The following is a 20,181-nucleotide window of genomic DNA, read 5'->3' on the forward strand; positions in this document are numbered from 1 at the left end:
GTCAGCCGACCGGGAGGGGCTGTTCCGCCCAGATGGTCTTGCCCAGGGGACTCTGCCGGGTTCCCCAGCCCTGGGTGAGCTGGGCGACCATGTGCAGACCGCGGCCGCCCTCGTCGTAGGTGCGGGCCCGGCGCAGATGCGGGGCGGTGTTGCTGGCGTCGGACACCTCGCAGATCAGGGTCCGGTCCCGGATCAACCTCAGCCCGATGGGGACGGCGCCGTAGCGGATGGCGTTGGTGACCAGCTCGCTCACCACCAGCTCGGTGACGAAGGCCGCCTCCTCCAGTCCCCAGACGGCGAGCTGCCGGGAGACCTGGGCCCGGGCGTCGGCCACGACCGACGGGTCGGAGGGCAGGGACCAGGCGGCGACCTGGTCGGCGTGCAGGGCCCGGGTCCGCACCAGGAGCAGGGCCACGTCGTCGGCGGGAGAGTCGGGCAGCAGCGCCTTGAGGATCGCGTCGCAGGTCACGTCCAGCGAGGGCACGGGCCGGGCCAGCGCGTCGCACAGCCGGTCGAGCCCGAGGCCCAGGTCACGGTCGCGCGCCTCGATCAGGCCGTCCGTGCAGAAGGCCAGCAGACTGCCCTCGGGCAGCTCCAGTTCGGTCGTCTCGAAGGGCAGACCGCCGACGCCGAGCAGCGGGCCGGGGGTGAGACGGACCAGCTCGACCGTGCCGTCCGGGAAGAGCACGGCGGGCGGGATGTGGCCGGCGCTGGCGAAGGTGCACACCCGGGAGACCGGGTCGTAGACGGCGTACAGACAGGTGGCGCCGATCTCGCCGCTGACGAAGTACGGCTCGTCCGCGGCGACGTCCTCCCTGTCGGAGGAGAGATGGGCCACCAGGTCGTCGAGGTGGGTGAGGAGCTCGTCCGGGGGCAGGTCCACGTCCGCGAGGGTGCGTACGGCGGTGCGCAGCCGGCCCATGGTGGCGGAGGCGTGGATGCCGTGCCCGACGACGTCCCCGACGACCAGTCCGACCCGGGTGCCCGACAGCGGTACGACGTCGAACCAGTCGCCGCCGACCCCGGCGCCCGACCCGGCCGGCAGATAGCGGTACGCCACCTCGACGGCCGCCTGCCGGGGCAGGTCCCGCGGCAGGAGACTGCGCTGCAGAGTGAGGGCGTTGGTGCGTTCACGGGTGTAGCGGCGCGCGTTGTCCACGCCGACCGCGGTCCGGCCGGCGAGTTCCTCGGCGAGGATCAGGTCGTCCGGCTCGAAGAGCGGGGAGTCGCCGATCCGGGCGAAGACGGCGACCCCGAGGGTGATGCCCCGGGCCCGCAGCGGCGTCGCCATCACGGAGTGGAAGCCGTACTCCTCGTTGCGGGCGGTGCGTGCCTCGTTTCCGGCGAGCCAGCGGGCGAAGTCGGGGTCGCCCGCGCCGGTAAGCACCGGCCGCCCGCCGGCCAGAGCGCGGGCGGGCGGCGAGAACGGCGGGTAGGTGTCGATCCCGCCGAGGTCGATGGCCGCCTCGGGCACACCCGTGCCCTCGGCGGCGGACTGGTGCGCGACCCGGCGCAGCGCCACGGCCGCGTCGACCGGCCCGGGTACGGGCTCCTCGCCCCGCAGGACGGAGTCGAGCAGGTCCACGCTGACGAAGTCGGCGAGCCGCGGGACGGCGAGGTCGGCGAGTTCCTGGGCGGTGCGGGTGACGTTCAGGGTGGTGCCGACGCAGGCGCCCGCCTCCTGCAGCAGGGCCAGCCGCTCCCGGGCCGCGTGCTGCTCGCTGCTGTCGAAGGCGGCGGTGCCGACGCCGACGACCTCGCCGGTGGCGGGGTCCCGCACCGGCCACAGTTCGATGACCCAGGCGCGGTGCCGGACGGGTGCGGAGGCGGGCTCCGGGACGACGCGCTCGTATCGCATCGGCCTGTCCTCCTCGGCGACGCGGCGCACACAGCGCAGGAAGCCCTCCTCGCCCTCGCCGCCCTCGGCACCCGCCGCGTCCTCCTCGGCGGCGGCCGCGTTGAGGTGCCAGGAGCCGGCGGCCGTGCTGTGGGCGGAGAGGCCGACCGACGCCTGGTCGAACGCCCACTCCACCATCCTCCGGTCCCGTTCCGAGGCCGCGGACGAGGTGCCGACGGTCACCACGAACCCCTGCGGCCTGCCGTCGCGGTCCAGCGACGGATGGGCGTGCAGGGTCACGTCGACGCGGTGACCGTCCCGGTGCCGCAGCGCCGCCGTACCGCTCCACTCCTCGGAGCCCAGGAGCGCGAGACCGCTCGCCTCGGGAGCCTCCCGGCCGAGGAGCAGTTCGGCGGCGGCGCGTCCTACGACCTCGGGTGCGCGATGGCCGAGCAGCCGCCGCGCACCCTCGCTCCAGCCCGTGACGGTGCCGTCGCGACCGAGGGTCACTGTCGCGACATCTTTTGACCACCCGCTGTGACCGCTTCCTTGGACATAAGTGGTCATTATTGCTCTATTCGCGCGCTGAGGTTCCTCAAAGACCCAGCGTGCGCGTCCGACAGGATTCGGACAAGTCAGAGCGCGGGGGTGTGCTCGATGCGGACGGCGTCCAGGGAGCGCGGGTCCAGACCGAGCAGACGCAGGATCGTCGGGGCGATCTGCGTGGTGCGCACCGGACGGTTGACGCGGACACCGTGCGGCGTCGCGGCTCCGGAGACGACCAGGGGGACGTCGAGGTCGTCGGCGTGGGCGCCCCCGTGCTCGGCGATCTTGCCCTTGCCGCCGGTGTAGACGACGCCGTACTGGCTGATGCCGAACAGGTCGGGCACCCGGGAGTCGCCCGGCTCGACGTGGAAGTAGCGGGCGGCGGCCGCCCCCGCGTACACGGTCTTCAGACCGCCGGCCGTGAAGGGCTTGGCCTTGCCGTCGACGCCGTTGCCGGTGCCCGACTGGGCCAGCAGGTAGGCCTTGGCGAAGTCGGTGGCGGCCCGGGAGCGGTCGGTGAGCCACAGGAGCATGGCGTCGTCGTCGACGGCGTGGGCGACGAGGTCTCCCGCGCCCGCGTGGGCGCTCTTCCAGGCGGCGTTGAGGCCGTCGAGGAGGGGACCGTCGTCGATGCGGGTGAGCGCCGAGGGGTCGGTGGGCGACTGTCCGTGCTTGGAGGACAGGATCACCGTGGTGCTGGAGGCCAGGTGGCGCTTGCGGAGCTCGCCGAGGAAGGCGCCGATCTGCCGGTCGACGTAGGCGAGGTTCTTCGCCAGCAGCGGGCCGGGCACGCCCTTGCTCGTGTAGCCGCCGGTCAGGCCGTCGGAGGCGGGCAGTTTCTGGGCGGTCGAGACGGACTGGAAGTTCATGCCGAATACGGCGGGTGTGCCGACCTTGTGGGTGCGGCCGTGGTCGTAGCCGTCGATCTCGTTGAGGACGGCCTTCACCTTGTAGCCGTCGTACTGCTCGGTGGCCGCGTTGTCCTTGGTCCAGTCCTCGGCCGCCGGGTAGCCGATGGCGGTGCTGTTGATCTCGGGGGCGAACAGGTCCTGGATGCCGTTGCCGGAGGGGCCGCCGAGGATCTCGTAGGCGACGTGCTTGTCGGACCAGGCGGTCCGCAGACCGGCCTTGCGGGCCACGTCGAAGACCGTGTTCACCTTCAGGTACGCGTGCGGGTAGACCGGCTTGCAGGTCTTGGGGTCGACCGGCAGCTTCGACGGGTCGATGAGGCTCGCGGCCTTCCCGGTCATCTTCAGGATGCTGCCGGGCAGACCGGTGAGGCCCTGGCCCGCGTCGATGGAGTCCTTGTTCTTGTCGAGGTCCTCGGTGAGGTCGACCTCGACGCCGGGCTTGACGCCCGCGCAGCTGGTGGTGCCGGCCGGCAGCAGGGCGTTGCTGTAGGTGTCGTCGTAGTAGACGCCGGTGACACCGGGGTCGCCGCCGGTGACCTGTCCGACCATGCCGGGGAAGGAGTCGGAGGGGACGGTCGTTCTGGCGTGGGTGTACTCCACTCCCCCGGCGGCGAGCCGGGCCAGCGCGGAGTCGGGGTGCTGGGCGACGTACCAGGCGAGGTCGGACTGGTGCAGGCCGTCGACGGACAGGAGCAGGACGTGCCGCGCCGTGGCGGGGTGGGCTGAGGCCGGTGCGGCGGCGGTGACGGTGAGCGCGCCGACGGCGGCGAGCGCGGCGGCCGCCGCGGTGACGGTGCGGGCGGGACGGACGGGACCTCGTGGCATGGTGCCTCTCCTCAAAGCCGTGCGGGCGCAGGAAGGTCTGCGGACCGTGCACCGACATGGCAGTGGCCGAAAATGTACGGCGCCCGACGCCCGCACCCGCTCCTGCCAAAGAAAGGGCTCAGCGGGAGCAAAGGAACGGCCCGCCGTGACACGCCACCGATCGGCCTATCCGCCCGGTCCGTAAATAAGTTGGGCATAACGTGCCGAATATGAAGAAACTCCATATCGCCTATCTGGCGTGCAGCGCCGCGATCGTCGGGACGGGCCTCGGTGCCGCCCCGTCGGCCGCCGGCCACATCATCCAAACGGTCCGTCCGGGAGAGTCCATCCAGAAGGCGGTGGACGCCGCTCGGCCCGGCGACACCGTCCTGGTGCTGCCCGGCGTCTACCACGAGAGCGTCAAGCTGACGACGGCCGACATCACCCTGCGCGGCGTGGGTCGGCGGACGGTGATCGAGCCGGGCACCAAGAAGGCCGGCGACCGCTGCTCCGAGAACGGCAACGGCATCTGCGTCGTGGGCGCCAAGGACCGCAGCCTCAAGGGCGTCACCGTCGCCTCCCTGACGGTCAGCGGCTTCAGCCACAGCGGCGTCTTCGCCATGGGCACCGACGGTCTGACGGTGCGTGACGTGTCCGCGCTGAACAACGGGGTCTGGGGCATCGCCCAGGAGCGTTCGGTCCGCAGCGTGCTGCGGGGCAACACCGTCAGCGGCAGCGGCGACGCGGGCATCTTCCTCGCCAACACGATCACGGCCGAGAAGGGCGCCACGGACACCGAGGGCACCCGGGTGGTGCGCAACCGGCTGCAGGGCAACCGCGTCGGCGTGACCGTGCGCCGGCTGCGCGACCTGCAGGTCGACCGCAACTACCTCACCGGCAACTGCGTGGGCGTGTTCGTCGTCGGCGACGAGAACAAGCCCAAGGCCGGGGACCTCGCCGTGCGTCAGAACCGCATCGTCGCCAACAACAAGTCCTGCCCGAAGACCGCCCGGCTGCCCGCCCTGCAGGGCTCCGGCATCGTCCTGACCGGCGCCGAGAAGACCCTGGTCGCGAACAACGAGATCCGCGACAACGCCGGCACCTCCCCGCTGTCGGGCGGCATCGTGCTGTTCAAGAGCTTCGTCGGCACCACCAGCGACGACAACCGGATCACCGGCAACCGCCTGTCCGGCAACGCGCCCGCCGACCTGGTCAACTCCGACCTCGGCAAGGGCAACACCTTCGAGAGCAACACCTGCCGGGCGTCCAAGCCCGCGGGCCTGTGCTGAGCGGCCCCCGCTCCCCCGTCGCATCTCCCATCACCCCAAGGAAGGCAGGCGGCGCATGACGACCGCACAGACCGCCCCACCGCCGCCGATGCGGCTGAGGGAACTCGTGTTCGGGGCGGCGTGTGCCGCCGCCCTCCGCGCGTCCGCCCGGCTGGGCGTGCCCGACGCGCTCGGCGACGCCCCCATGTCCGTGGAGGACCTGGCGGCCGCGGTGAAGACCGAACCCCGTCCGCTGCGACGGCTGTTGCGGGCCTTGTCCTGCTACGGCGTCTTCGCCGAACGGCCGGACGGCACCTTCGCGCACACCGAGATGTCCCGGCTGCTGCGCGAGGACGACCCGAACAGCCTGCGCTGGATCGCCCTGTGGTGCACCGAGCCGTGGACCTGGGACGCCTGGCCCAAGCTGGACGAGGCGGTGCGCACCGGGAAGAACGTCGTACAGGAGCTGTACGGCAAGGAGTTCTTCCCGTACCTCAACGAGGACGCCCCGGAGTCCGCGGACGTCTTCAACCGGGCGATGACCACCTCCAGCGAGCAGTCGGCGCGGGACGTGGCGGCGCTGCTGGACCTGTCCGGCAGCGCGTCGATGGCGGACATCGGCGGCGGGCAGGGCCATGTGGTGGCGAGCCTGCTCGACAAGTACCCGTCGATGCAGGGCAGTCTGCTGGACCTGCCCCGGGTGGTGGAGAACGCGGTGGCGCGGCTGCGGCCGGGCGGCGATCTCGCCGGCCGGGTGCGGATCGTTCCCGGTGACGTCCGGGAGGCCGTGCCGGTGCGGGCCGACGTCTACATCATCAAGAACATCCTGGAGTGGGACGACGACAGCACCGCCCGCACCCTGCGCAACGTCATCGAGGCCGGTGGGCCGGGTACGCGGGTCGTGGTGATCGAGAACCTCGTCGACGACACCCCGTCGATGCGGTTCAGCACCGCGATGGACCTGTTGCTGCTCCTCAACGTCGGCGGGGCCAAGCACACCACCGACAGCATGGTCGGACGGCTGACCGGCGCCGGGCTGGTCGTCGACGGCATCAGTCCGGTCAACCCCTATCTGCACGCGTTCGACTGCCACGTGCCGGGGTGAAGGGCCCACACAAACGTCCGCTGCCACCGGTCGCCGGGTCCTTCGGCCGGTGGCAGCGGACGGTCTCAGGCGGTGGCGTCCCGCTCCCAGAGGTAGAAGCGGTTCGCCATCGCGTCCTTCGGCGAGCGCCAGGTCTCGGGGTCGTACGCGCTGACGTACGCCGCCAGCCGCTCGCTGACGTCACGGAACTCGGGGTGTCCGGTCACCTTGGCGATGGCCGGCCCGGGGTCCCGCTCGGACTCGATGAGATGCAGGTACACGTCACCGAACTGGAAGAGGCTGCGCCGGGTGACCCCGACCAGGTGCGGCAGCTCCCCCCGGTCGGACTCGGCGAACACCTTGGCGATGTCCGGGGCGGAGCCCGGTGCCATACGGGCCACGATCAGGGCCTGGTGCATCGGTCTGTCCTTCCTGCCGTGCGGCGGATCAGTCGGTCAGGCCCGGGGTGAAGCCCTGCTCGGCGGCCGCCTTCTCGATGCGGTCGCGGATGAGGGCCATCTGGACCTTGGAGTTGCGGTTGATGTTGTCCGTCATCCAGTCGTCGTCGACCGGGGCGTCGGGCTTCATCGCGAAGTCCTGCGTCCACACCATCCGCACACCCTGGGGCAGCTGCTCGTAGGTCCACAGGATGTTCATGTGGGCGAAGGGCCCGGTCTCCACGCGGCGGGCGCGCACGGTGAGGCCCGCGCGGTCGGTCTCCCGCTCCGAGACCCAGCTCCACACCTTGCCGTTGTCGTCCGGGTGCATGGTGAGACGGAACGTGGTCTTGTTCCCCTCCACGGAGAGGATCTCCGCCGAGGCGTACTCGGTGAACAGGTTCGGCCAGTTCGCCACGTCGTTGGTCATGTCCCAGACCAGGTCCAGCGGAGCGGCGACGGTGATCTCGTTCTGGGTGTGTCCGGGCATGTCAGGCTCCTGCGAAGAGGCTGCTGTTGACGAGGTCGAGGAACTCGCGGGGGCTCTTGCAGCGCTCCGCGTCGGGGGGCAGCGGAGCGCCGTAGCGGTTCTCCAGCTCTCCGACCACGCCGAGCAGTCCGAGCGAGTCGATGCCGAAGGTGTCGAACCCGGAGTCGCGGCGCTGCTGCAGCTCCTCGGGGGCGACGGTGACGCCGGCGGCCTTCTTCATCAGCTCGGCCAGTTCGTCCACGGTGATGCGGTCACTCATGCGGTTCCTCTCTTCCTTCGCTGGCTGGCGCCTCGTCAGGAGGCGTCGTCGGCGCCGCGCCGCAGCACGAGCGCCGAGTTCGATCCCATGAGCCCCCGGCTGAGGACCAGCACCGTGCGCAGTTCGACGGCGCGGGCGCGGGTGGTCACGAGGTCGAGGTCGTGGCAGATGTCGTAGACGTTGGGGGTGGGCGGGAGGATGCCGTGCTCCAGGGCGAGCACGGCCGCGGCGCTGTCCAGGACGGGCGCCGCGCAGTAGCCGCGGCCGATGCCGGTCTTGGGCGCGGTGACCGGCACCCGCCGGCCGTGGGCGCCGAGCGCGTCGGTGATGGCGAGCGCCTCGGCGCGGTCGGCCTCCGGAACGCCGAGGGCGTCGGCGAAGACGGCGTCGATCTCCTCGGGGGCGCAGCCGGCCTCGTCCAGGGCGCCGGCGACGGCGTGCGCGAGCCCGTGCCGGGACTCCTCCCAGCGGGAGGCGCCGGTGAAGGTCGCCGCGTGTCCCGCGACCAGGGCACGAACCCGTGCGCCCCGCTCCCGGGCCGTGCGCTCGTCCTCCACGACGAGCATCGCGCCGCCCTCGGCGGGCACGAAACCGCAGGCCTGGGCGGTGAAGGGCCGGTAGGCGCGGTCCGGGTCGGCCTCGGTGCTCAGCTCCTGGTAGCCGAGCTGGCAGACCCCCGAGTAGGGGGCCAGAGGGGCCTCGGTCGCGCCGGCCACGATCGTGTCGGTGCCGCGCCGCACCGCCCGGGCCGCGTGCGCGAGGGCGTCGAGCCCGCCGGCCTCGTCGGCGGCGACCACCGAGCAGGGGCCCTTGAAGCCCCGGCGGATGGAGATCTGGCCGGTGCTGGCGGCGTAGAACCAGGCGATGGACTGGTACGGGCCCACGAACCGGCTGCCCTTGCCCCACAGTTGCTGCAGCTCCCGCTGGCCGAACTCACCGCCGCCGGACCCGGCCGCGGTGACCACGCCCACGGAGAACGGACTCCCGCCCTCATCGGCGGGACCGAACTCGGCGTCGTCCAGGGCGCGGTCGGCCGCCGCCATGGCGAAGTGGGTGAAGCGGTCGGTCTGGACGAGGAAGCGTTCCTCGACCGCCGCCGGCGCGTCGAAGTCGCGGACCTCGCCCGCCACCCGCATCGGCAGGTGCCCGCAGCCCTCGCGGGTGACCCGGTCGAGGACGCTGATGCCCTCCCGGGTGGACTTCCAGAAGGACTCGGCGCTGGTTCCGTTGGGCGCCACCACACCGATGCCGGTGACGGCCGCACGCCGTGGATACGGTTCGCTCATCGTGTCCTCTCCCTCGGCCGGGTCAGCACCACCGCGGACTGGAAGCCGCCGAACCCGCTGCCCACGGACAGCACGCTCGTCAGCTTCCGTTCGCGTGCGACGCGCGGCACGTAGTCCAGGTCGCACTCGGGGTCCGGCGTCTCGTAGTTGGCGGTGGGCGGGACGACCTGATGGGCCAGTGCCAGCACACAGGCGACGACCTCGATCGCGCCGATCGCGCCGAGGGAGTGGCCCACCATGGACTTGATGGAGCTCATCGGCGTGGCGTAGGCGTGCTGACCCAGGGCCCGTTTGACCGCCGCGGTCTCGTGACGGTCGTTCTGCTGGGTGCCGGACCCGTGGGCGTTGACGTAGTCGATCGCCGTGGGGTCGAGGCGGGCGTGGATCAGGGCGGTGTCGATCGCCCGGGCCATCTCCAGGCCCTCCTTGGTCAGCCCCGTCATGTGGTAGGCGTTGCCGAAAGTGGCGTAGCCGGCCAGCTCGCAGTACACGTGGGCGCCCCGCGCCCGGGCGTGTTCGAGCTCCTCCAGGACCAGTACGGCGCCGCCCTCGCCCATGACGAAGCCGTCGCGGTGGGCGTCGAAGGGGCGGGAGGCGTGGGCCGGGTCGTCGTTGTTGGGCGACGTGGCCTTGATGGAGTCGAAGCAGGCCATGGTGATCGGGGAGATCGGCGAGTCCGAGGCGCCCGCGATGCACACGTCGGCCCGGCCCTCCTCGATGGTGTGGAGGGCGTAGCCGACCGCGTCCAGGCCCGAGGTGCAGCCCGTGGAGACGGTCTGCACCGGCCCGCGCGCCATGAACCGCTCGGCCACCGCCGAGGCCAGCGTGCTGGGCGAGAAGGCCCGGTGCAGATGCGGTTCGGCCTCGCGGGGGTCGACGTCCCAGCGCTCACCGTGGTGGCTGACGAGCACGTAGTCGTGCTCCAGACGGGTGGTCCCGCCCACCGCGGTGCCCAGGGAGACCCCGACCCGCCAGGGGTTCTCCCGGTCCAGGTCGAGACCGGCGTCGCGCACCGCCTCGTCCCCGGCGGCCAGGGCGAACTGGATGTAGCGGTCGTTGCGCGCGGTCTCCTCGGCGTCCAGTCCGTGGGCGGCCGGGTCGAAGTCGCACTCGGCGGCGATCCGGGAGCGCAGCCCCGCCGGGTCGAAGAAGGTGATGCCGCGTGTCGCGGTGCGCCCGGCCGCCAGCAGGTCCCAGAACGCCGGCACCCCGATGCCGCCGGGTGCGACGATGCCTATGCCGGTGACCGCCACCCGCCGGCTCATGAATGGACCTGCTGTCGGTCGTCGACCCCGACGCCGGCGGGGGTCTCCTCGGTGTCGACGTGGCCGAGCGGCGGCGTCGGCGCGAGCGGCCCGAGGTGGAAGACGATCCGCGCCTCCACCTTGCCTACGTTGCGGAAGCGGTGGCGCATGTTGATGGGGATCATCAGCCCCTGCTCGGGCCGCAGCGGGTGCGGTTCGCCGTCGAGGTCGACTTCCAGCTGACCGCAGACGACGTACACGAACTCCTCGGAGTAGGGGTGGTAGTGCTCACCGATGCGGTCGCCGGGCTGCACGATGGCCACGCCCATGAAACCGCTGGTGGAGCCGACCGTGTTGGGGGTGAGCATGGCGCGCAGATCGCCGCCGCGCCGAGTGTTGGGCTCGACGTCGCTGAGATCCACGATGGTGGGACGAGGTTGGGTCACGGCGTTGCTCCGATCGTGTGCTGGGGCGGCGAGGCGGATCAGGCTTCGGGCGAACGGCGGTCGGTGACGAGGTCCGCTCGGGCCTGACCGAGGACGTGCTTGAGGTCGCCGTCCTTCGACGACAGCGTTGTCAGCTCGGCCAGCCGGGCGGGGTCGGCGATGCCGAGGACCTGCGCCGGGTCGGCGGCGTCGAGGTCGCCGCGTACGTCGATCAGCCGGACCACGACCTCGTCGCGCTGGAAGATCGTGCTGCGCACGACGGGGCTGCGCGGGTCGTCCGCCGCCTTCTCGTCCTGCCGGGCCAGCAGCTCGGCCAGTTCCATGCCGCGGCCGGGACGGGCCGGGTAGTACAGGGCGTGGCGCTGCGCACCGGGGTCCTCCTGCTCGGCCGTCACATGGTGGACGGCGGGCAGCGCGGCCCGGGTGAAGAAGACGCGGGCGGACTCGGGGTCGTCCAGGTCGCGGTCCTGCTCCAGGTAGGGGTTGATGGCCTCCTCCACAGCGCGGACCTCGGGCTGGCGGGCGACGTGGCGCAGGGCCGCGAGCAGGTCGCCGCGCACCTCGATGGCCCGCACCACCCGGTTGCCGTGCATGAACAGGGAGGTGCGGCACAGCCGGGTGTTCTGGTCGACCTCCGGCTTCGGCGAGGCGTAGTCGGAGAGGATCTCGGCGACCTTCTCCTCGCTGCCCGGCTTGACGGTGAAGGTGAGCGCGTGGCGGATCACCCCGTCGCCGATGCGGGGCGCGGCCTGCAGCCGCCGCCCGGAGTCGGCCGGGGCCGGGCCGCCGGTCTCGCGGACGATGTGGAAGCGCAGCGAGCGGGTGTCGCGGACGCAGCTGTGCAGGGGCTCGACCATGCGGACGTGCTCCTCGCTGTTGACCCAGGCGAGGAACGGCGGCGCGCTCTCCCACTCGCTGGTGATCAGCCACTGGGAGGGGTTCTCGATCGACTGGCACAGCTGGTCGCTGACGTGCCCGGGCACGGAGGCGACCTGGTTGCACAGCTGCTCGTAGGCCTCCAGGAACTGCTGCTGGGCGCCCTCGTAGACGTCCACCAGCAGGACGACACGGAGCCGGGAGCCGTCGAAGACGGACTGCGAGACCCGGGGCGACACCTGTCGCGCGAGCGGTTGTGAGGCGGATGCGGACAGGGTGGTCATGGAGCACATCTCCTTCGCGGGACAGCGGTGGACGTAGGCCGCTCGAGGGCCACGTCGGCGTTCCTTGATCCTGTGCCCGGGCCGTGAAGGGCGCGACTCGGATGAACTACCTGGGTGACCGCGCCGCCTTCGCCGGGGCTCACACGAGGTGGGCGAAGACCACAAGGTTGTCCTTGTAGTCACGGGCCGTGCGGTCGTAGTCGCCCGCACAGGTGATCAGCCGGACCTCGGCCCGGGAGGTGTCGGCGTACACGCGATCGCTGGGGAAGGCGTCCTTGGCGAAGGTCTCGGCGCTGTCGACGACGAAGGTCGCCTTGCGGCCGTCGGCCCGCACGACGTGGAAGAGGTCGCCCTTGCGCAGTTCGCCGAGGCCGGCGAAGACGGCCGCGGACGTCGTGGTGTCCACGTGCCCGGCGATGACCGCGGTGCCGGCCTCACCGGGTGAGGCGCCGTCGGCGTACCAGCCGACGAGGTTGGTGTCGTGCGCGGGCGGCGGCTCGAGCTGGCCGGTGGGACCGATGGCGAGGTCGGTGAAGGGGGCGTCGACGGAGATCTTCGGGATGAGCAGGCGCACCGGCCGGGACCGCGGAAGATGTGGGGCGGCGCTCTCCTGAGCGTCGGGCGAGGCGGGCGCCGCGGGTGCGGCGGGCTGCGGGGCCGCGGCGGGGGTACGGGGCCGGTCGGCGGAGGTGTCCCGGCCACCGGCCAGGCTCACCGCGACGATCACCAGGGCGGCGGCGCACACCATCATCAGGTTCGCGCCGGACCTGGAGCCGTTCGGGGCCTGCTCGTCGTCGGAAGAGGGGGAATCGGGGGCTGCCATCGAGGACCACCTCACTTGGCTGCGGCAGCGGGGTGAACGGGCGAGGAGGGCCGGCCGGGCCGCCACCGGGGGCGCGGGTGGCGGCCACGGCGGCTATCGCGTCAGGCATGGATCAGGCCAGGCCCGCGGCGGTCTTCCTGCGCCGCGCCATGTAGATTCCGGCTCCGGCGACGGCGAGGACGGCCACGCCGCCCGCGGTCACCCCGGGGTTGGCGAGAGCGCCGCCTCCGGTGTGCATGCCGCCGTGCGGCTTCTCGTGGCCGCCGCCCCAGGAGTCCGAGTCGCCGTGGGAGTTCGAGCCGCCCCAGGAGTCGGAGCCGCTGTCCTTGTCCTTGTCCTTGTAGGTGTCGGGGTCGAACCGCGGGTCGCGGGCGCCGCCGCCGTCCTGCTTGACGGCGGTCAGCGCACCGCCACCCGTGTGCACTCCGCCGTGCGGCCGGCCGTGGCCGCCGTCCTGGTCGTGGTCCTTGGTGTACGAAGAGCTGTCGTGGCCGGAGGAGCCGTCGTGGCTCCAGGACGAGCCCGACTGGTCCCCGTCGCCGCCGTAGGCGTAGGCGGCGGGGGCGCCGAGGGCGAGAACGGCCGAGACCGCTCCGGTGGCCAGAAGCATGCGAGCAGAACGCATATGACGTTCCTTCCGTCGCGACCGGGCAGCTGGCGCTTCGTCAGCTGAGGTGACCCGGCCCCGATGTGAACCACCGTCAACCAGGCGCCGACCTCTCACCACTTGAGCGGCTCACCCGGGTGACGCCGGGAAGTTCCGGACACCGCCCGCCCGGAGCAACGCGCATCGCATCCGTGCAGGACACACGCACGACGAGCCGCCTTCCACCCGTTCTGGACGGGTGGAAGGCGGCTCACTCGGTTGCTCCGCGGTCAGCTCCGAGCGAGAACCGCCGTCAGGACCTCGCGCAGGGTCGACTCGGGGTCCTCGACCGGGCCTTCACAGCGCCAGGCGACGAATCCGTCGGGCCGGACGAGGACGGCGCCCTCACGGGTCGTGCCGTGGGCCGCGGCCCAGTCCGCCCCCTCCTCCGGCACCAATTCCTCACCCATCCGGTAGGGGACGAGCGGCAGGGACAGCTGCTCGGCGAGGCGGAGGGCGGCCTGGTGCCAGCCGTTCGGCGTGGTGCCGTCGCTGAGCAGGACCAGGGAGCGTTCGTACAGGTCGAGGGTGGAGACCCGCTCGCCCTGGTGACGGACCCACAGATGGGGCGCGCGGCTGCCCGGTTCACCGTTGAGGGCGAGTTTCTCCGGGACGACCGGCATCGCCGGATCGGCTCCGGCGACCGCGCCGTGCGGGTAGCGGTAGCCGAGGGCGACGTTGAGGATGCCGCGCTGCGGGCCGCTGCCGGCGCCGGGCGGCGCGGCGAAGCCGGGGTGGCTGTGCTCGGCGGACCGTACGGCGGCGCGGGCGCTGGTGGCCTCGGCGACCGGTCGGCGTTCGGCGTCGTAGCTGTCCAGCAGGCCCTGACCGGCCCAGCCGCCGAGCACGGCGGCCAGTTTCCAGGCGAGGTTGTGCGCGTCCTGGATGCCGGTGTTGGAGCCGAAGGCGCCGGTGGGTGACATCTCGTGGGCCGAGTCGCCGGCCAGGAAGACGCGTCCGGAGCTGTAGCTGCGTGCGACACGCTGGGCTGCGTGCCAGGGGGCCCGGCCGGTGATCTCGATGTCCAGGCCCGGATCGCCGACCGCGCGGCGGATGTGGTCGGCGCAGCGTTCGTCGGTGAACTCCTCGAGGGTTTCCCCGTGTTCGGGGTGCCAGGGGGCGTGGAAGACCCAGTGCTCGCGGTTGTCGACCGGCAGCAGGGCGCCGTCGGCCTCGGGGCTGGTGAGGTAGCAGACGATGAACCGGCGCTCGCCCACGACGTCGGCGAGCCGGCGGGAGCGGAAGGTGATGCTGACGTTGTGGAACAGGTCGCCGGGGCCGCTCTGGCCGATGCCGAGTTGCTCCCGCACGGGGCTGCGGGGGCCGTCCGCGGCGACCAGGTAGTCGGCGCGGATGGTGGTGTGCTCGCCCGTCTCCCTGCTCTTGACGAACGCGGTGACGCCGGTGGAGTCGGCGTCGAAGGACATCATTTCGGTGGAGTAGCGCAGGTCGCCGCCGAGCCGCGTGGCGTGGTCGAGCAGGACCGGTTCGAGGTCGTTCTGGCTGCACAGGCACCAGGCGGTCGGGCTGAAGCGGGCCAGTCCGCCGCCCGGGTCGATCTCCTTGAACAGCCACTCACCCGCGTCGCCGACCAGGGTGGGGGTCTGCAGGATGCCGTGGTTGTCGGCGAGGGTGGACGCGGCCTGATGGATCGCCGGCTCGGTGCCGGAGACCCGGAACAGCTCCATCGTCCGGACGTTGTTGCCCCGGCCGCGGGGGTGGATGGAGGTGCCGGCATGGCGCTCCACGAGGGTGTGCCGCACCCCCAGTCGGCCGAGGAAGAGCGAGGTGGACAGACCGACCAGTGAACCGCCGACGATCAGGACCGGCACCTTGTGGACCGTTCCGCCTGTCTGCTCGGTTCTTGCATTCATCACGCGCCTCCAGCGTGTCGCCTCCGCCGACTCGTCCGGATACGGCCGGGATCTTCATGCATGCCCCGCTCGACGGGCGGCGGCCCAGGCTTCACCCGCTTACGTGACGTCCGCTCAGGGGGCGACGGTGGCGACCCCCACGACGGAACAGCACAGGCGGGAAGGCGTTGCCGCCGAAGATGTCGCTGACGGCGAGCTGGTAGTCGCCCAGACGGGTGGAGGTCAGGCCGGTGCTGATCTCGGCGAAGAACTCCTCGCCGGTGCGCTCGATGGCCACGCCGGCGACCAGGGTCGCCGGGGCCGCCGCGGCGAAGATCAGCGCTGCGGGACCGGAGCCGACGCCCTGGTCGGTGGTGGCCTTCTCCTTCTTGCCGCGGGAGTGGCCACGCGAGCGAGCCGGCCGTCGGGGGCGTCGCCGCCCTCCCACCACGGCAGCCCGTGACGAGCTGGAGGCCGGCGGCGAGCCGGGGCAGCGGGGCGCGCGGCCGTACCCCGGCGGCGTCCAGGACGGCCAGGACGACGGTCTGGATGGTGGGCCGCCGAGGATGTCGTCGACGGCGACGCCGAGTTGCCCCGCGTACCAGATGACAGCCGCACTGACGGGGAGGCTGCCTTCCGGATGCGTGGCCCGCCGTCCCGGGGTTACCCGCCGGGTATGGCGAGACTGCATCTTCCGGGTCGGAAGAACCACCAGGACACGGACCAGGCACCCGAGCCACCCGAGCCGCAGGAGGTCGGGCCGGGGCCCGAGGTCGAGCGGCGGGCGCCGGACGCCCCCACGAAGCTGCCCAAGCGGGCCTGGGGCGCGGTGTTCAAGGGGGCGCTGCGCGAGTTCACGGACGACGAGCTGGCCGACCGCGCGGCGGCGCTGACGTACTACGGGGTGCTGTCGCTGTTCCCGGCGCTGCTGGTGCTGGTGTCGCTGCTCGGCATCACCGGCAAGTCGGCCACCGACTCGGTGCTGAAGAACCTCAGGCAGCTCACCCCCGGTTCCGCCCGGGACATCATCACCCGGGCCGTGGAGCAGTTGCAGAACCACTCCGGCACCGGTTCGGTCATGGCGATCGTCGGCATCGCGCTCGCGGTGTGGTCGGCGTCCGGGTATGTCGCCGCGTTCATCCGCTCGGCCAACAAGGTCTACGACATGCCCGAGGGCCGTCCGGCGTGGAAGATCCTCCCGGTGCGCCTCGGGCTGACGGTCGTGCTGATGGTGCTGGCCGTGATCAGCGCCCTGATCGTGGTCTTCACCGGTGCCCTGGCCCGGCAGGCGGGCACCGCGCTCGGCATCGGGGACACGGCGCTGACCGCCTGGTCGATCGCCAAGTGGCCCGTGCTGGTCATCCTGGTCACGGTCATGATCGCGATCTTGTACTGGGCCAGCCCGAACGCGAAGGTCAAGGGGTTCCGCTGGGTCACCCCCGGCAGCTTCCTCGCCCTGGTGATCTGGATGATCGCCTCCGCCGGCTTCGCGATCTACGTCGCGAACTTCGCGTCGTACAACAAGACCTACGGCACCATGGCCGGCGTCATCGTCTTCCTGGTCTGGCTGTGGATCAGCAACCTCGCGATCCTGCTCGGCCTGGAGTTCGACGCGGAGACGGTACGGCAGCGGGCGATCGCCGGGGGCCTGCCGCCGGACCAGGAGCCCTACACCGAGCCGCGCGACACACGGAAGTGGGACGAGGCCGACCTGCGCCGGCTGGAGGAGTCATGACCCGTCCCGCTCCGGGCGGCGCAGCACCGGGCGCAGGTTCTCGATGACGTTCGGGTCGTCCACCGTGGAGGGGATGGGCTCGTCGAGGCCGTCGGCGATGCCGCGCATGGTCTTGCGCAGGATCTTTCCCGAGCGGGTCTTGGGCAGGGCCGGCACGACCGCGACGTCCTTGAGCGAGGCGACGGCGCCGATGCGTTCGCGGACGAGCCGGACGAGTTCCGCCTCGACCTCGGCGGGTTCGCGGGCGGTGCCCGCCTTCAGCACGACCAGGCCGCGCGGCACCTGTCCCTTCAGGGCGTCGGCGACGCCGATCACGGCGCACTCGGCGACGTCGGGGTGGGTGGCCAGGACCTCTTCCATGCTGCCGGTGGACAGCCGGTGTCCGGCGACGTTGATGACGTCGTCGGTGCGGCCCATGACGTACACATAGCCGTCCTCGTCGATGTGCCCGCTGTCGCCGGTGAGGTAGTAGCCGTCGTAGGCCGAGAGGTAGGAGGCGACGAAGCGGGCGTCGTCGTTCCAGAGGGTGGGCAGCGCGCCCGGCGGCAGCGGAAGCCGTACGACGATCGCGCCGTCGACCCCCGGCGGCACGGGCTGCCCGGAGGGGTCGAGGACGCGGACGTCCCAGCCGGGCAGCGGCCGGGTGGGCGAGCCGGGTTTGACGGGTGCGGCCTCGATGCCGACCGGGTTGGCGACGATGGGCCAGCCGGTCTCGGTCTGCCACCAGTGGTCGATCACCGGGATGTCCAGCAGGGCGCTCGCCCAGTGGTAGGTCTCGGGGTCGAGTCGTTCTCCGGCGAGGAAGAGGTAGCGCAGGCGGGAGAGGTCGTACCCGGCGGCGAGGGTGCCTTTCGGGTCCTCCTTCCGGATGGCGCGGAAGGCGGTGGGCGCGGTGAACATGGTCTTGACGCCGTACTCGGCGGCGACGCGCCAGAACTGGCCCGCGTCCGGCGTGCCGACCGGCTTGCCCTCGTACAGCACGGTCGTGGCACCGGCCAGGAGCGGTCCGTAGACGATGTACGAGTGCCCGACGACCCAGCCCACGTCGGAGCCGGTGAACATGGTCTCGCCCGGGCCGATGTCGTAGACGGCGTCCATCGACCAGAGCAGGGCCACCGCGTAGCCGCCGCAGTCGCGGACGACTCCCTTGGGTTTCCCGGTCGTTCCGGACGTGTAGAGGATGTAGAGCGGGTCCGTCGCGGCCACCGGCACACAGGGGGCCGCCGGCGCGGTGGCGACCAGGTCGGCCCAGTCCAGGTCGTCCGGCCCCAACTCGGCCGGCTCCTGGGGCCGTTGCACGATCACCCGCTTCTCGGGCCGGTGCCCGGCGAGTTCGATCGCCTGGTCCAGCAGCGGCTTGTAGGGGATGACACGCCTGCCCTCGATGCCGCAGGAGGCGGAGACGACCACCTTCGGGGCCGCGTCGTCGATGCGGACGGCGAGTTCGGGCGGGGCGAAGCCGCCGAAGACGACCGAGTGGATCGCGCCGATGCGGGCGCAGGCCAGCATCGCGACGGCCGCCTCGGGGATCATCGGCATGTAGATGACCACCCGGTCGCCGTGCCCCACGCCGAGCCCGCTGAGCGCGCCGGCGAACGCGGCCACCTCGTCCCGGAGTTGGGCGTAGGTGTAGGTGCGCCGGGTCCCCGTCACCGGGGAGTCGTACACCAGCGCGGGCTGCTCGCCGCGGCCGGCCTCGACGTGCCGGTCGACGGCGTTGAAGCAGACGTTGAGCCGCCCGTCCGGATACCACCGGTGGAAGGGAGCACCCGAGGAGTCCAGGGCGCGGGTGGGTGCCGCCTCCCAGTCGACGGCCTGAGCCGCCCTCAGCCAGAAGGTCTCCGGGTCCTCGGCGGCGGCGCGGAAGACATCGTCGTAACGTCCCATCGGCGCTCTCCTTCACCGGTCGTGCGGTGGCGGGGTCGCCACCTTCTCACAGGTTGATCATGTGTCCCGCCAGACCGTGGACGGCCTCCTTGACGGCCTCGCCCAGGGTGGGGTGGGCGTGGACGTTGCGGGCGACCTCGTGGACGGTCAGGTCCCACTGCTGGGCCAGGGTCAGCTCGGGCAGCAGCTCCGTGACGTCGGGGCCGATGAGGTGGCCACCGAGGAGTTCGCCGTACTTGGCGTCGCTGATCAGCTTCACGAAGCCGGTGGCGTCGCCCAGACCGTGCGACTTGCCGTTGGCGGTGAAGGGGAACTTCGCCACCTTCACGTCGTGGCCGAGTTCGCGGGCCTGGGCCTCGGTGTAGCCGAAGCTGGCGATCTGGGGCTGGCAGTAGGTGGCGCGCGGGATCATGACGTAGTCCAGCTCCATCGTCTCCGCGTCGGCGATGGTCTCGGCGGCGATGATGCCCATCGCCTCGGCGGCGTGCGCGAGCATCAGCTTGGCCGTCACGTCGCCGATGGCGTACAGGTGGGGCACGGAGGTACGGCAGCGGCCGTCGACGTCGATCGCGCCGCGCTCGGTGACCTTCACGCCCGTGTTCTCCAGGCCGTAGCCCTCGATGTTCGGCTGGAAACCGATCGCCTGGAGCACCTTGTCCGCCTCCAGCACCTGCTGGGAGCCGTCCTTGGCGGTGACGGTGACGCGGACCCGCGGCCCGGACTCGTCGATGGCGTCGACGCGGGTGGAGGTGAGGACGTCGATGCCCAGCCGGCGGTACTGCTTGGCGAGTTCGGCGGAGACCTCGGCGTCCTCCAGGGGCGCCATGCGGTCCAGGAACTCGACGATGGTCACCTTCACGCCGTAGTTGTGCAGCACGTAGGCGAACTCGACGCCGATCGCGCCGGCACCCGCGATGACGATGGACTGCGGGAGGTCCTCGGCGAGGATCTGCTCCTCGAACGTCACCACGCGGGCGCTGCGCTTGGTGCCGGGCAGCAGCTTCGGGGTGGCGCCGGTGGCGATGATGCAGTGGTCGAAGCGGATGGTACGGGTCTCGCCGTCGTAACCGGCCACCTGCAGCGTGTGCGGGTCCACGAAGGTGCCGCGGCCGTCGAACTCGGTGATCTTGTTCTTCTTCATCAGGTAGTGGACGCCCTTGACCCGGCCGTCGGCGACCTTGCGGCTGCGGCGGAACGCCTCGCCGTAGTCGAAGCTGACCTGGCCGTCCACCTTGATGCCGAAGGTCTTCGCCTCGCGGGTGAAGATGTGCGCCAGTTCCGCGTTGCGCAGCAGGGCCTTGCTCGGGATGCAGCCCACGTTCAGACAGACGCCGCCCCAGTACTTCTCCTCCACGACCGCCACGCGCTTGCCCAGTTGGGCGGCGCGGACGGCGGCGACGTATCCGCCGGGGCCGGCTCCGAGGACCACGACGTCGAAGTGCTCGCCCTGCTCGTCCATGACGTT

The 20,181-nt window shown here is 71.8% G+C and carries 18 protein-coding genes; 3 read left to right on the forward strand and 15 right to left on the reverse strand.

Going from position 1 to position 20,181, the window contains the following annotated elements; translation table 11 throughout:
- Position 1: 1 nt before the first annotated feature.
- Both ABZZ74_RS17960 and ABZZ74_RS17965 read right to left on the reverse strand, forming a co-directional pair.
- Positions 2–2,404: a SpoIIE family protein phosphatase gene (locus tag ABZZ74_RS17960; RefSeq protein ID WP_356765899.1), complete on the reverse strand. Its 2,403-nt coding sequence runs from the start codon at positions 2,402–2,404 to the stop codon at positions 2–4.
- 68 nt (positions 2,405–2,472) lie between these two features.
- Positions 2,473–4,119, reverse strand: coding sequence for an alkaline phosphatase family protein (locus ABZZ74_RS17965; protein WP_356765901.1), 1,647 nt, complete (start codon positions 4,117–4,119; stop codon positions 2,473–2,475).
- Positions 4,120–4,328: 209 nt separating this feature from the next.
- On the opposite strand from ABZZ74_RS17965, the gene ABZZ74_RS17970 reads away from it, so the two are divergent.
- Both ABZZ74_RS17970 and ABZZ74_RS17975 read left to right on the forward strand, forming a co-directional pair.
- Complete coding sequence (locus ABZZ74_RS17970) at positions 4,329–5,387, forward strand: right-handed parallel beta-helix repeat-containing protein (RefSeq protein WP_356765903.1); 1,059 nt, start codon at positions 4,329–4,331, stop codon at positions 5,385–5,387.
- A gap of 55 nt (positions 5,388–5,442) precedes the next feature.
- Positions 5,443–6,471: a methyltransferase gene (locus ABZZ74_RS17975; RefSeq protein WP_356765905.1), complete on the forward strand. Its 1,029-nt coding sequence runs from the start codon at positions 5,443–5,445 to the stop codon at positions 6,469–6,471.
- Positions 6,472–6,536: 65 nt separating this feature from the next.
- Here the strand turns inward: ABZZ74_RS17975 and ABZZ74_RS17980 are convergent, their stop codons facing one another.
- The 11 genes from ABZZ74_RS17980 to ABZZ74_RS18030 all read right to left on the reverse strand — a co-directional run bounded on the left by ABZZ74_RS17980 (position 6,537) and on the right by ABZZ74_RS18030 (position 15,785).
- A complete protein-coding gene (locus tag ABZZ74_RS17980) occupies positions 6,537–6,869 on the reverse strand; it encodes a TcmI family type II polyketide cyclase (protein WP_356765907.1) in 333 nt (110 codons plus the stop codon).
- Positions 6,870–6,897: 28 nt separating this feature from the next.
- Positions 6,898–7,377 carry an SRPBCC family protein gene (locus ABZZ74_RS17985; RefSeq protein WP_133049349.1) on the reverse strand — a complete coding sequence of 160 codons (480 nt, stop codon included), beginning with the start codon at positions 7,375–7,377 and terminating at the stop codon, positions 6,898–6,900.
- A 1-nt stretch (position 7,378) separates the two neighbouring features.
- Complete coding sequence (locus ABZZ74_RS17990; RefSeq protein WP_356765910.1) at positions 7,379–7,636, reverse strand: acyl carrier protein; 258 nt, start codon at positions 7,634–7,636, stop codon at positions 7,379–7,381.
- A gap of 35 nt (positions 7,637–7,671) precedes the next feature.
- Positions 7,672–8,922: a ketosynthase chain-length factor gene (locus ABZZ74_RS17995; RefSeq protein WP_356765912.1), complete on the reverse strand. Its 1,251-nt coding sequence runs from the start codon at positions 8,920–8,922 to the stop codon at positions 7,672–7,674.
- On the reverse strand, positions 8,919–10,187 hold the full coding sequence (locus ABZZ74_RS18000) for a beta-ketoacyl-[acyl-carrier-protein] synthase family protein (protein WP_356765914.1): 1,269 nt from the start codon (positions 10,185–10,187) through the stop codon (positions 8,919–8,921). The genes ABZZ74_RS17995 and ABZZ74_RS18000 overlap by 4 nt, the downstream gene beginning before the upstream one ends.
- Positions 10,184–10,588, reverse strand: coding sequence for a cupin domain-containing protein (locus ABZZ74_RS18005; protein WP_356766082.1), 405 nt, complete (start codon positions 10,586–10,588; stop codon positions 10,184–10,186). Before ABZZ74_RS18005 ends, ABZZ74_RS18000 begins: the two co-directional genes overlap by 4 nt.
- 62 nt (positions 10,589–10,650) lie before the next feature.
- Positions 10,651–11,772: a SchA/CurD-like domain-containing protein gene (locus tag ABZZ74_RS18010; RefSeq protein WP_356765916.1), complete on the reverse strand. Its 1,122-nt coding sequence runs from the start codon at positions 11,770–11,772 to the stop codon at positions 10,651–10,653.
- A 139-nt stretch (positions 11,773–11,911) separates the two neighbouring features.
- On the reverse strand, positions 11,912–12,520 hold the full coding sequence (locus ABZZ74_RS18015; RefSeq protein WP_356766084.1) for a class F sortase: 609 nt from the start codon (positions 12,518–12,520) through the stop codon (positions 11,912–11,914).
- A gap of 187 nt (positions 12,521–12,707) precedes the next feature.
- Positions 12,708–13,220 (reverse strand): hypothetical protein, encoded by a 513-nt coding sequence (locus tag ABZZ74_RS18020; RefSeq protein WP_356765918.1) that lies wholly within the window; start codon positions 13,218–13,220, stop codon positions 12,708–12,710.
- Between the two features lie 251 nt (positions 13,221–13,471).
- Entirely contained in the window at positions 13,472–15,115 is a 1,644-nt protein-coding gene (locus tag ABZZ74_RS18025) for an FAD-dependent monooxygenase (RefSeq protein WP_356765920.1), read from the reverse strand.
- A gap of 91 nt (positions 15,116–15,206) precedes the next feature.
- Positions 15,207–15,785, reverse strand: a complete 579-nt coding sequence (locus ABZZ74_RS18030) for a hypothetical protein (RefSeq protein WP_356765922.1) — start codon at positions 15,783–15,785, stop codon at positions 15,207–15,209.
- On the opposite strand from ABZZ74_RS18030, the gene ABZZ74_RS18035 reads away from it, so the two are divergent.
- Positions 15,771–16,829: a YihY/virulence factor BrkB family protein gene (locus ABZZ74_RS18035; RefSeq protein WP_356765924.1), complete on the forward strand. Its 1,059-nt coding sequence runs from the start codon at positions 15,771–15,773 to the stop codon at positions 16,827–16,829. The two genes, ABZZ74_RS18030 and ABZZ74_RS18035, sit on opposite strands and share 15 nt — an antisense overlap.
- Here ABZZ74_RS18035 and ABZZ74_RS18040 read toward each other — a convergent pair.
- Together ABZZ74_RS18040 and lpdA are read right to left on the reverse strand one after the other, a co-directional pair.
- The gene (locus tag ABZZ74_RS18040; protein WP_356765926.1) at positions 16,824–18,716 is read right to left on the reverse strand and encodes a propionyl-CoA synthetase; all 1,893 of its coding nucleotides are present in this window, start codon (positions 18,714–18,716) and stop codon (positions 16,824–16,826) included. The two genes, ABZZ74_RS18035 and ABZZ74_RS18040, sit on opposite strands and share 6 nt — an antisense overlap.
- A gap of 46 nt (positions 18,717–18,762) precedes the next feature.
- Positions 18,763–20,175: a dihydrolipoyl dehydrogenase gene (gene lpdA / locus ABZZ74_RS18045; RefSeq protein ID WP_356765929.1), complete on the reverse strand. Its 1,413-nt coding sequence runs from the start codon at positions 20,173–20,175 to the stop codon at positions 18,763–18,765.
- Positions 20,176–20,181: the final 6 nt, after the last annotated feature.

Origin of the sequence: Streptomyces sp. NPDC006476 (genome assembly GCF_040612015.1) — a bacterium.
In the GTDB taxonomy this organism is placed as follows: Bacteria; Actinomycetota; Actinomycetes; order Streptomycetales; family Streptomycetaceae; genus Streptomyces; species Streptomyces griseorubiginosus_B.